This is a genomic window from Fibrisoma montanum (assembly GCF_003583365.1).
GTDB classification, from domain to species: domain Bacteria; phylum Bacteroidota; class Bacteroidia; order Cytophagales; family Spirosomataceae; genus Fibrisoma; species Fibrisoma montanum.
Map to the genome: position 1 here is coordinate 764,013 of NZ_QXED01000002.1, position 12,754 is coordinate 776,766.

At 53.5% G+C, this 12,754-nt stretch carries 8 protein-coding genes; 6 read left to right on the forward strand and 2 right to left on the reverse strand.

Annotated features, from left to right (window positions below):
* The first annotated feature begins 45 nt into the window (after nt 1-45).
* The 3 genes from DYU11_RS08885 to DYU11_RS08895 all read left to right on the forward strand — a co-directional run bounded on the left by DYU11_RS08885 (nt 46) and on the right by DYU11_RS08895 (nt 5,931).
* On the forward strand, nt 46-1,524 hold the full coding sequence (locus DYU11_RS08885; RefSeq protein ID WP_119667288.1) for a RagB/SusD family nutrient uptake outer membrane protein: 1,479 nt from the start codon (nt 46-48) through the stop codon (nt 1,522-1,524).
* Between the two features lie 28 nt (nt 1,525-1,552).
* A complete protein-coding gene (locus tag DYU11_RS08890) occupies nt 1,553-4,129 on the forward strand; it encodes a glycerophosphoryl diester phosphodiesterase (protein ID WP_119667517.1) in 2,577 nt (858 codons plus the stop codon).
* Between the two features lie 65 nt (nt 4,130-4,194).
* Nucleotides 4,195-5,931, forward strand: a complete 1,737-nt coding sequence (locus tag DYU11_RS08895) for a sodium:solute symporter family protein (RefSeq protein ID WP_119667518.1) — start codon at nt 4,195-4,197, stop codon at nt 5,929-5,931.
* On the opposite strand, the gene DYU11_RS08900 is transcribed toward DYU11_RS08895, so the two are convergent.
* Together DYU11_RS08900 and DYU11_RS33180 are read right to left on the reverse strand one after the other, a co-directional pair.
* Nucleotides 5,884-6,291, reverse strand: a complete 408-nt coding sequence (locus DYU11_RS08900; RefSeq protein ID WP_119667289.1) for a putative toxin-antitoxin system toxin component, PIN family — start codon at nt 6,289-6,291, stop codon at nt 5,884-5,886. The genes DYU11_RS08895 and DYU11_RS08900 overlap by 48 nt on opposite strands.
* Complete coding sequence (locus DYU11_RS33180) at nt 6,291-6,521, reverse strand: DUF8507 family protein (RefSeq protein WP_158600250.1); 231 nt, start codon at nt 6,519-6,521, stop codon at nt 6,291-6,293. The genes DYU11_RS08900 and DYU11_RS33180 overlap by 1 nt, the downstream gene beginning before the upstream one ends.
* Nucleotides 6,522-6,535: 14 nt before the next feature.
* Between DYU11_RS33180 and DYU11_RS08905 the strand changes: the two genes are divergently transcribed.
* From DYU11_RS08905 to DYU11_RS08915, 3 genes are read left to right on the forward strand one after another with little or no spacing between them, the layout of a single operon-like run.
* On the forward strand, nt 6,536-9,385 hold the full coding sequence (locus tag DYU11_RS08905) for a glycoside hydrolase family 2 TIM barrel-domain containing protein (protein WP_158600251.1): 2,850 nt from the start codon (nt 6,536-6,538) through the stop codon (nt 9,383-9,385).
* Nucleotides 9,363-11,648: an FAD-dependent oxidoreductase gene (locus DYU11_RS08910; protein ID WP_119667291.1), complete on the forward strand. Its 2,286-nt coding sequence runs from the start codon at nt 9,363-9,365 to the stop codon at nt 11,646-11,648. The genes DYU11_RS08905 and DYU11_RS08910 overlap by 23 nt, the downstream gene beginning before the upstream one ends.
* Nucleotides 11,649-11,689: 41 nt before the next feature.
* Nucleotides 11,690-12,427, forward strand: coding sequence for a hypothetical protein (locus DYU11_RS08915; protein WP_147367910.1), 738 nt, complete (start codon nt 11,690-11,692; stop codon nt 12,425-12,427).
* Nucleotides 12,428-12,754: the final 327 nt, after the last annotated feature.

Sequence of the window (12,754 nt, forward strand, 5' to 3'; positions counted from 1 at the left end):
ATTCAATCATTCAGCGATTCAATCATGCAATCATTAGCTGAACCCATGAAAAAGATACTCATTCCTATACTCGCTGCTGTGTGTCTGGCTGGTTGCCAGTTAGATGAGACGGTGTATTCATCCATCTACACTGAAGCGTTCTACAAAACGGCGGCTGATGCCGAAAAAGGGCTGATTGCCGTTTATGACCCGCTGGCCGACATGTGCGCCGGCCCGGCCCTGACGCTGGCATCGGATTTTAGTGCGGACCAGTGTTACCCCCGGGCGGTTGTTGGGCGTAACACGTTGACGCTGTTTACCTACGACCCCAACTACACCACCCAGCGAACGGCAGGTCGGCAGAACGAATCGCCCCAGCAAATCTGGATTTCGTGCTACGATGGCATCGAGAAAGCGAACTGGATCATCGAGCGGGTACCGAATGCAAACATGGATGCCGCCCGGCGGAATCAGATTGTTGGCGAAGCGTACTTCATGCGCGCATTTTACCACTGGACACTAAGCAGAAACTTTGGCGACGTACCCGTGAAAACAAAAGCCAGCGTGTCGCAGGCCGAAGCCATTGTTGGTAAGAGTTCAAAAGCAGACGTATACAAGCAGATTTACAGCGACCTGGACAAGGCACTGGCCGCTGGCTTAGTATCCGGCCCAACGGTTGAAAAAGGTCGCCCGTCGAAGGAGGCTGCTAACGCATTATACGCCAAAGCTGCTCTGTACAACGAAGATTGGGCGAAAGCTCTGGAGCAGGCGCAGTTGGTTATGAACTCCGGCAAATACTCGCTCATGCCCGACGTTCGGGATGTGTATCGGTACGATAGAGAAGATGCCGCCCGGGTCGAAAACATGTGGGCGTTTGAGTCGGAGGGAGGGTTTAGCCCCAGCCGAGGCCACCAACTGACGGGTTTGTGCGGACCAACGGGCAACGCCGGAGCCGAATACGCCCGGACATCGTTCGGCTCGATGTTCGCGTACCAGTCGTTTTTCAACTCGTTCGACCCGAAAGACAAACGGCGGCAACTGCTGGATACGACGTACGTGGACCGGAGCGGCAGGATAGTGCCCCAGCGTAGCATCACACCAATTACAACCCAGGGCGTTTTAATCAAGAAATATCAGGACCCGGTTTCGACGATTGGTAATCTGTCAAACATTCCTATTCTTCGGTTGCCGGATGTGTATCTGATTGCGGCCGAAGCCGAAGCCCGGCAAAACGGCCCAACGGCTCTGGCTTATGGATTCATCAACACGGTTCGTAAACGGGCGGGGCTCGATGACCTGCGAGCCGGTTTGAGCAGGGAGGCTTTCATCGACGCGGTGATCCAGGAGCGTTCGTGGGAGTTTTTCGCCGAGGGCGACCGCTGGTATGACCTGACGCGGACGGGTAAGTTTTTGACCGAAGTACCAAAAGCCGTTAATAACGTCTACCCAACCCGGACGCTACAGGCCCGCAACAAGTATTTCCCGATTCCGCTGGATGAGTTGAACGCCAATCCGCAATTACAGCAAAACCCCGATTGGAAGTAGATTGACCCAATCCACCACTCTCTTTATTATGACAACATCGCGTCTCTTTTGCGCCCTGCTAACCTTATGGACCAGCGGAGCAATCGCCCAAACGGCCTCGAAACCGACGTTGGAGAACGACCGGCTTCGGCTACGTTGGGAACAAACGGCCAATGGCTGGCGTCTGCGCGAAGCGGCTGTTCGGCAGGGCGGCAAATGGACTCAGGTGGCCAACCCATCCGGCGAAAACACGCTGCTGTATGCCGCCCAGAAGCCGCCGACCGAACCGGAGCGCACGTTCAAATCCAATACAGGCGAAGAGTTTCCCGGGCCGAAATACCATTACCAGCAGGACCAGTGGCGACAAACGACCAGTCCCGTAGGCTTGAACACGGCCGGAACGGCGTATCATTTCTTCCCGAAAGCAGCGCAGCAAACGGGTAAGAATGGCGTGCGGTTTCAGCACGAGACCGACGTAGCAACCGTGGTTTCGGACTGGTCCCTCGATCCGAAATTTTCGACGGATGTAATAATCAGGCAAACCATCACGGTTAAGCAGCCGGGGTATTATTCTTCGACCAGCCCGACGGTGGTTACCGTTCCGGAAAACGAGCTGGAATGGGCCACAGTGCCGGGGTATTTTCAGGGCAATGCTATCCAGAAGGATTTCGTACGGGCGTATGCTTACGGTCAGGGCGTGCCCGAGTTGCCGGTTGTTTACCGCGAGCGCTGCGCCAGTACGCTCTGCCCAATGGTGACAACCAAAGCTGGCCAGACAATTGCCGTAATACCCGATCCGTCACTGGGCCGCGACCCGTGGGCGGTCGACAAGATTACGCAGGAGAACTGGAACATTGGGTTGTCGCACATGAACCGCAAGTCACAGCTTAGTCCAACGCTCTACTATCCGGTGCTGGGCGAACCCAAGTCGCAACTCAAGGCGGGCGATGTGCTGACGTATTCGTTTCGCATCAGTCTGAACAATGGCGACTGGTTCAGTACCCTGAAGCATGCCGTGTACGATGTGTATCAGTTCAGGGAGTCACTGGCGTTGCGGCAGAACAAGCAGTCGCTGACCGACCGGATCCAGAAAATGCACCAGTATCTGACCGACCCGGTTACGTCGCTGTGGAACGTGGAGGAGTACCAGAATCTGAAAATTGGTGGACAGTCGTACCTCGGCGGGGTGGTCGGCTCCAATAAAGACGCCATGAAAAACTCCGACTACGGCGCCATGTGGATGCTGGCTAACGCAACGGGCGACCCGAAGCTAACGCGTGAAGTTTTGCCGTATGCGCTGAACTTCAAGCTGACGCAGCAGCAGACGCAGGACGGATTCTTTAAAGGTGCGGCCCTGGGGCAATACTATCTGGCCAAATCGAAGAAGTTCGTGGAGGAGTGGGGTGAGGTAGTCGAACCCATCGGCCTGACGTACTACACCATGCTCGATATGGGTAACATCCTGCTGTTTGAGCCGGATAACCAGGCGCTAAAGGAGCGCTTGCGGCTCGGGGCCGACCGGCTGTTGCAGTGGCAGAAACCCGACGGTAGCTGGGCCGTTGCTTATGACAAACCCACCGAAAAAGAAGCCTTTCAGGATATTCCTGACACCCGCCCAACGTTCTACGGCCTGATTGTCGCGCACCGGATACTGAAAGATGACAAGTACCTGCAGGCCGCCCGCAAAGGAGCCGACTGGTTTTTGGAAAACGCCGTCAAAAAAGGGCACTTTCTGGGCGTGTGTGGCGATGCGCGGTACGCCCCCGATTTTGCTACCGGACAGTCGGCGCAGGCTTTGCTGGATTTATATGATCTGACCAAAGATAGCCGCTATAGGGATGCCGCAATCACGGCTGCCAAAATTTACACAACGTCTATTTATACGCACCCGATTCCGAACAGGACGGTGAAAGATGTGAAAGGCATTAAACGCGAAGACTGGGAGATTACCCAATCTGGTTTAAGCTTTGAACATGGCGGGATTTTTGGTTCGGCCAATCGTCACGGTCCCATTCAATTAGCCAGCCACGCGGGCCTGTTCATCCGAATGTATGAACTGACAAAAGAGCCTTTGTTTGCCGATATGGCGAGGGCCGCAGCCGTGGGTCGACACGCGTTTGTGGATGACAAAACCAGCGTTGCCTCCTACTACTGGCAAGCCATGAATCGGGGTTCGGGGCCATATCCGCACCACGCCTGGTGGCAGATTGGCTGGATTACCGATTACCTCATGGCCGAAGCCGAACTTCGGTCGGGCGGCAACGTGGCGTTCCCGCGCGGGTTTGTAACGCCCAAAGTCGGCCCGCACCAGACATACGGGTTTGCGCCTGGCACCATCTATGGAAAACCTGCCAGCCTGATTATCCGCGAAGGACTCGTGACGCCGGAAACCCCGAATGTCGACTACGTAACGGCCCTGTCGCCGGACAAGAAAAAGCTGTTCATCGTCTTGTTGAACAACCGCGCTGAGGCTACGCAAACAGTAGTGAAGCTACAACCGACTGTGGTTAAACCCGGTAACGGACGGTTGACAAGTTTGATGAACAACAAAGCAATCGACGCACAACAGACAACGGTCAACTTAGCGCCATTCGGCATCGATGTCTGGCAGTTTGAGTGGCCCTGACCAGAGCAAATACTTCGCTCGTTCACTCCGGTCCGGCGCTCCGGTTCGCACTTTCACCTTTTGAGATGAATACAACTATTGATACCGCTGTCATCGTCATCTTCTCGGCCTTCGTGCTGGGAATCGGGATGCTGTTCGCCCGGACGGGACGGAACCTGAAGTCGTTTTTTGCCGGTGGTGAAGCTGTACCGTGGTTCATCGGTGGATTGTCCTTGTTCATGAGCTTTTTCTCGGCCGGAACGTTCGTGGCCTGGGGTTCTATCGCCTATAAATACGGTTGGGTCGCGATAACGATTCAGTGGACCATGTGCATCGGCGCATTGATTACGGGCTTGTATCTGGCTCCGCGCTGGAAAAAAGCCGGAGCCCTAACGGCCGCCGAGTTCATCCGCGAACGGCTCGGCCTGACGGTTCAGAAGGTGTACATTTTCATTTTTACTCTGGTCTCGGTGTTTATCAAAGGCTCGGTGCTGTATCCGGTTGCCAGGCTGGTTAGCTCGTCGCTGAATCTGCCGCTGGTGCCGTGTACGATTGGGCTGGGCATTTTTATGATTGCCTACACAGCGGTGGGTGGACTCTGGGCTGTGATGGTGACGGATATTCTGCAATTCGTGGTGCTGTCGGCGGCTGTGTTCATCTTACTGCCGTTATCGCTGGATCGGGTAGGGGGCTTTACAGGGTTTACGCAAAACGTGCCGGACGATTTTTTCGGTCTGCTCAACGGCGAATACACCATCGGTTTCATTCTGGCTTTCGTATTCTACCACATCGCTTACATCGGCGGTAACTGGACGTTCGTGCAGCGCTACACCAGTGTTGACAGCCCAAAGTCAGCCCGAAAAGTGGCGTTTCTGTTCGCGAGCTTGTACCTGATTAGCCCGGTAATCTGGATGTTGCCGCCCATGATTTACAAGGTAATCAATCCTTCACTGGCCGGGCTGGATACCGAAAACGCATACCTGAAAATTTGCCAGCTCGTGCTGCCGCCCGGTCTGCTGGGTCTGATGCTGACGGGTATGTACTTCTCCACTTCGGCCAGCGCGAATACGGCCCTGAACGTCGTTTCGGCCGTGTTTACTAATGATATTTATAAAGGACTGATTAACCCGAATGCGTCTGATAAGCAACTAATTCGGGTGGCTCGTGGCTCGTCGTGGCTATTTGGGCTGGGTATGATTGGCATTGCGCTGCTGGTTCCGGCGGCTGGTGGTATCGTGGAGGTGGTGCTGAGTATTTCGGCTATTTCGGGCGGGCCGTTGCTGGCGCCACCGCTCTGGGCCTTGTTCTCTAAACGCCTGACCAGCCGCGCTACGCTCTGGATTACGGGCATCGGTTTATTTGTCAATCTGTTCTTCAAAGTGCTGTCGCCGTGGTTGCTGGGTTACAAACTGTCGCGGGCCTGGGAAACGGCCATTGGCGTGGGGTTACCGTTGTTGCTATTGCTGGGTTATGAATTGTATCAACGGTCACGGAATAGAACCGCCGACGATTACTTGAAGTACCAGGCAACCCGTGAACAGAAACGGGAAGACGCCTTACTTCAAGCCGAGCAACCCGAAGAAGCCGCGGCTATCCGTCAGCAGAACCGCTTCGGCCTGCAGGTCATAGCCGGGTCGCTGGTATTTACGGCGGTGATGCTGTTTGGACTGAGTTTGCTGGCTACGTCCGGTGCCGGGCCAACAGCAGGCATTGCCGTGGTGATTCTGTTGGCTGCGCTGATTCCCTGGCGGGCGGCACGAAAAGTCAAGCTTTACTCAGACTTGCAACAAGCTCAAAAATTCGTCAACGCGGATAACAGATAAGGCAGGAAAGGCTATGTCGCGAAGAATAATAAAATGCCGGTCTTCTGAGACTAAGTGGTCCGAGTTGGCAACCAGGGCACAATCAACATATTTGTTGTCGTCAGGGTCACTTTGCATAAGCCCCCAACTGGAAAATATGGGCTGTAGAAAAACATTATCGAGTGACAAAAGCAACTTGATGACATTGTCGGCTACCGTTGGCGATGTCTTCTCGGATAGCTTTTCGTGGTATTCAAGCAGGATGTCGGTACTGACAGCTATCTCGTACTTACCTTCCTTGAGTGCGTCGAACAAAGGTCGGTATGGAGAGCGAACGGGCAGCGAAATTAGCAGTACATTGATGTCCAGGACTACCCGCATTAAGCGTTGTGCCGACGTAGGTGTTCGTTCTTCCAAGTCTCGATGGTTTGTTCATTCCATTCTTTTTCTTCCCAAAGCTGGCTCATTTCTTCGTCAACTTTCCGCGCAAAGTAATCGGCCAGGAGTTTACGAATATCCTGCAGTTCTGAGTCGGAAACATTGTACGGATATAGCTTCAGCAACTCCATCTGGAGATTGCTTAAACGAGAAGAAACAATTGAAGAAGCCATATTGGAAAATCGTTTTGACAAAATTACTCATAATAACGTGGATTGTGTGCGGGTTAGTTTCTGGTGCGAGTGCGCAAAATACCACATCCCTCAATGGTACCTGGTCCTTTCGCACTGATCCGAATGGGCGGGGTGAGTCGGCGGGCTGGTTCAGACCCGACTATACTGCGGCTGAGTGGGATTCGCTGCCTGTGCCCGGCAACTGGGATTTGCGGAACGAGTACGCGCATTATGCTGGCAAAGGCTGGTATCGGAAAACGCTGTCGATTCCCGCTAATCTGAAAGGTAAAACCATGCGGCTGTGTTTCGAGGCTGTTTACCACGACAGCAAAGTCTGGCTCAACGGTCAACTGCTTGGAACGAATAACAGCGGGTATCTGCCCTTCGAGTTTGACGTTACGTCGCTGCTGAACTACGGCGGGCCAAATACCATTGTGGTCTGCGCTGATAACACCTTCCGGCGCGGAGCCATCTGGAACTGGGGCGGTATCCGTCGACCTGTAACGCTGGAGGCTACTGAAGCTGTCCGCATTGTCCGACAGCACATTACACCAATCGTTGATCTGGCCAAACGCACGGCTGTAGTGGGCGTGAAGGTGCTGCTGCAAAATCACGGAACAACGCCCGAAACGGTACAGGGTGAAGTGTCGCTGTCGGCCCCGAATGGGTACCAGAAGAAGCTGCCGTTTACCGCAACGGTGCCGCCGAAGCAGACGCAGGAAGTTGTGATTTCCACAAATCTGACCAGCAAGCAGGTTCACCTCTGGCATTTCGACGACCCGTTTCTGTACACATCAGCCGTGACGATACGTACCGATAAGCCGGTAATTGACCGCTTTGGTGTGCGTAAAGTAGAGGTTGATAACAGAAACTACGCGTTCAGACTCAACGGCGAACCTATCCGACCAATGGGTTTTAATCTCGTGCCCGACGATCGGACAACTGGTAACACGCTCCCCCTCTGGCGTATCAAGGAAGATATTGATAAGTTAAAGGAACTGGGTGCAAACATGGCCCGGTTGACGCACCTGCCCCTGCCCAAAGAAGCGCTGGACTACCTCGATGAACGCGGCATTATGACCTTCGCCGAGATACCCCTCTGGGGTTTCGACGTACTGGCCGACAAAGACAAACCAACCACAACCGAGTGGCTGGAGCGCATGATTGCGCGGGATTTCAACCATCCCGCTATTATCGGCTGGAGCGTGGGTAATGAGATTGGTGACTATCCCGGAACAATGAACTATGTCGAATTGGCGACTCAACTGGCCCGAAAGCTTGACCCAAATCGGCTCGCCGTCATGGTAAGCCATACGGCGCAGCGCAAGCCCGATGCAATTCAGTTTTCGGACGTGGGTCTGATCAACAAGTATGGAAAAAATCTGGGTCAGCTTGCCGACCAGATTCACACGCAGCACCCCGACAAAGTGCTTTTTTACACCGAATACGGCTACGGTCAGTTGCAGGAAAATCTGGATGCCGACGTAGACGCCAAAGCGATGGTCGATTCCATCCGCAACCGTCCGTACCTGATTGGCGGGTCGCTCTGGACCTTCAATGATTATCGGAGCAGTTACGTGGGTACCAAAGAGTCTACCGAAAACCGGCCGTGGGGTGTTGTCGATGTGTTCCGCCAGCCCAAAAAAGCGTGGTATTCGTTCCGTCGGGAAACGGCTCCGGTTCGGTCAATGGCCGTGACCAACGTAACCAGCAACGGCGCTACGGTTGTGTTTTCGCCCCGGCGCGTGCTGGACCTACCGGCGTACACGCTGAACGGGTACCGGCTAGTTTGGAAAGTACTCGACCGCAACGGTCGGTTTGCGCAGGGCGGTTTCACAAATCTGCCTGCTATCAGGCCCGGTGACAACCCTGTTCAGCAAACTGTGCAATGGTCGAATGGGGCCGCTACATCGGATGCCGTGCAGATTGCGCTGGTGTCGCCCCTGAACTACGCTGTTTACGATACGACGCTGTATTTCAGTAAGCCCAAGTCGCCAGCCGTTCTGGCGGCTACCAGCGGACGGACTGAGCAGAACGATATCCGACCCAACAGTGCGGTAATTCGGGTGACGTTCGCGCCAGTGCCCACGGCAACGGGATACAAACTTCGCTATGGAACTGATAATCTATCGAACGAAACCGCACCCACCGCGAACCCCTATATCGACATTCCTAAGCTAACCTTTGACAAGACGTATCAGGTTGCTCTGGTAGCCGTAAACCCGGCAGGGGAGAGCGAGCCCACGGCTGTTCGGTCGGTTAAAACAGAGCAGGATTCGTACGTGCCGCCCGCCATTCAGTACGTAGAACCAGCCGATAGGGGGTTCTTTGTGGGGTACGCTACGCAGGTAGACGATTACCTGTTTCAGATTCAATACACGACAAAATCCGGCGACTACGCAAACGCGCCCATTCTGCAATCCGACACCAAAGGCGTATTGTTTATCTCCAATCTGACCAACGGCCAGCCGTATTTTTTCCGGCTACGGCGACTGAAACACAACAACTATCAAACCGCCTGGTCGGAGGAGCGAACCGTAACGCCGGATGGTGGTCAGTTGCCGACAGCGCCCCAGGTGCAAGGCGTTATTCGCCAGCCAACGGAAGCCATTGTTTGTTTCGAACCGGTCAAAAAAGCCACTGGCTATGTTCTGGAATACAGACCAGTTAGTAGCGCAGGAACGACCACCGACGCCTGGACGAAGGTCAGCATTAATGTCGCGCAGAGCGGGTACTATCACCTGTCCGGCCTGGCCAAAAATACACCTTATCAATTCCGGATGGCAGCACTGAACGCCAACGGCCAATCCGATTTTTCACCTGTTATTGACGCTCACTATTATGCTGAAGTCCGACGCAACTGATAAGCGGTCACTCAAAGCCATCCGTCACGAAGCCGACCTGATTGTTGTGGGTGGTGGGTTATCCGGCACCTGCTGCGCCATTACAGCGGCTCGGGCGGGCATCCGCGTCGTACTCGTTCAGGACCGTCCGGTGCTGGGTGGCAACGCGTCCAGCGAAGTACGGCTGTGGGTGTTGGGAGCTACGTCGCACATGGGCAACAACAACCGCTGGGCGCGCGAAGGGGGCGTTATCGACGAAATTCTGATTGAAAACTGGTATCGGAACCCCGAAGGCAATCCGCTGATTTTTGATACGATTCTGCTGGAGAAAGTCATCAGTGAGCCAAACATTACGCTGCTGCTGAACACGGCGGTTTATGAGGTTAAGAAGTCGAGCGAAGATACCATCAGCAGCCTGAGCGCTTTCTGCAGCCAGAACAGCACGTTGTACGAGTTGGTAGCCCCTTTGTTTTGCGACGCATCGGGCGACGGCATCGTAGGCTTTCAGGCGGGAGCGGCTTTCCGGATGGGGGCCGAATCGCGGGAGGAGTTTGGCGAGAAGTTCGCGCCCACGGCCGAGTATGGCGAGCTGCTGGGTCATTCGTTGTATTTCTACACGAAAGACACGGGCCGACCGGTTCGCTTCGTGCCGCCGTCGTACGCGCTGGACGACATCACGAAGATCCCGCGCTACCGTCGGTTCAATGCTCAGGAATACGGCTGCCAGCTTTGGTGGATTGAATACGGCGGGCGACTGGATACCGTCCACGACACCGAAACCATCAAGTGGGAATTGTGGAAAGTGGTGTACGGCGTCTGGAATTACATCAAGAACTCCAACGAGTTTCCCGAAGCCGAAACTATGACCCTCGAATGGGTCGGCCACATTCCCGGCAAGCGCGAAAGCCGCCGGTTTGAAGGGGATTACATGCTGACGCAGCAGGACGTGGTTGAACAGCGAACCCACCCCGACGCCGTCGCTTTCGGCGGCTGGTCGATTGACCTTCACCCGGCCGACGGTGTGTTTTCCGAAAAGCCCGGCTGCAATCAGTGGCACAGCAAGGGTCTTTACCAGATTCCGTATCGATGCCTGTACAGCCGGAACATCTCGAATCTGTTTATTGCCGGTCGAATCATCAGCGCCAGCCACGTAGCGTTCGGCTCTTCACGGGTTATGGGAACCAGCGCGCACGTTGGTCAGGCAGTAGGTATGGCCGCAGCCTTGTGTACACGCGATGGGTTGATGCCGCGAAACCTCGTAGAGACGCAGGGAATAGCGTCTCTACAGCAAGCCCTGCTCAAGACAGGTCACCACATCCCGGGTTTACGCCTGCGGGACGAGCAGGATTTAATCCAGCAGGCTACTTTAACCGCATCCAGCGAATTTGCCTTGACCGAATTGCCCGCCGACGGTCCGCTGGTGACGCTGGCTCAATCAGCCGCGCAGATGCTGCCGCTACCGACCGGGCCGGTTCCCCGTCTGACTGCCTGGGCTGTGGCTGAGCAGGACACAACCCTGACCGTCGAGTTGCGCCGGAGCAGCCAGGCCAGTAATCACACGCCCGACGTTACGTTGGCGACGCTGACAATAGCACTACGGAAAGGAAAACAGGAGTTTGAGCTGAACTTCGACGCAAGCGTTGACGAGCCGTGCTACGTGTTCGTGATGTTCATGAAAAACGAGCACGTTAAACTGCAATACAGTAATCTGCGCGTAACGGGCGTGTTGTCGGTATTCAACAGGATTAACGCAGCCGTGTCGAACTTTGGCAAGCAGGAACCAGCCGACGATATTGGGGTCGATACGTTTGAATTCTGGTGCCCCGAACGCCGTCCGAAGGGCCACAACATTGCCCTTAAATTGTCCAAACCGGGTATTCGACTGTTCGGTCCCGAAAATATCCGAAACGGCATTCAGCGGCCGACGAGTCAGCCCAACGCCTACGTTGCCGACCTGGCCGATCCGAATCCAACGCTAACGGCAAACTGGCCGACCAGGCAGCGAATCAGCCGCGTTGACCTGTTCTTCGATACCGACTATGACCATCCACTGGAGTCGGTCATTATGGTACATCCCGAAACGGCTTCACCCTTCTGTGTTCGGGAATATATCCTATGCAACGACCGGCAGGAGCGTATCTACCACAAAACGGATAATCACCAGACGCGTAACACGATTCGCTTCGAGCAGCCGGTTGAAACCCGCAGCCTGACGATTCACCTGAAAGCGACGAACGGTAGCGCCCCAGCGGCCCTGCTGGAAATGCGGTGTTATGAGGAGTAAACTGCATATATTGGGCAGCGAAACTTTAAACTCCACATACCGTGAATCATCCTAACCGCTTTGCGACTGATGCACTACACATGAATGAGCTACTGGCTTTAGAATACGATCGCCATCTGCAGACATTATACAAGTTAATTGATACAAACAAGGAGGTTAATGAGCAGCCTTCTTGGCCTTTCTTTATGTGTGTCAGCAACGAGTACATCCGAGCTCCAAAGAAATTGTTAGTTGTTGGGCAGGAAACTTATGGTTGGAACAACAATGAACCTCGCCCTTGCGTGAAGGAAGCAATGGACTTGTATAGAGGATTTGTGAGTAGTAATAACTTTCATAATTCTCCATTCTGGTGGTTCAGACAGATGTTAGCTGAGCGTATTGGAATAAGTGTATCAGTACCATATGCAGAAGCTTCGCTATGGACTAATCTGTCTAAGATTGATGTAAATAAGAAACGCCCATCAGACCAGCTATTCGATCACACTATGCAGTTTTTCATTCAGTTGTTAGTGCACGAGATTGATATTGTCAAACCAGATATTGTACTAATTACAACTGCTAACGGTAAGTATAATTGGCATATGAATCATTACTTCTCTCAGTACAAGAATTGGGCTAAGAAACATCTAGAATCGTCAGTTTATCAACTCCATTCTGAAAAGTTACCTTTGAACACGTTTCAGATTGCTCATCCTAATAGTCTTCGTTTTAAGAAGGGAAAATTTACGGACAAGGCCAATAGTATACTTGACGTGATAGAGCGAAACCTGACTATGTAGCAACGGTGCAATGACAAAAAAAATTTTATCTCCAGTGACTTTCTGGGGCGTAGAAGAGGTCAAACAAGCACTCCTGAAGTAGATACTTTCATTTTGCTGCGCTATCGTTGATCTCACTCCTGATCAGTTCAGATATACACGGCAACAGTCAAACCCGCTACCCTGGGACGCCTGACGTTCGCCATTTCATACTCAACTTCTTACCAAAATCTTTCTAAAAATCTCGCTCACTTTACATTCTTACCGACGCAGTTTGTTCTATTTTTACCGGAAGAACTAAATCGTGTTAATCAGAAAAATCTGGTAAAATCCGATTCAGACAATTCC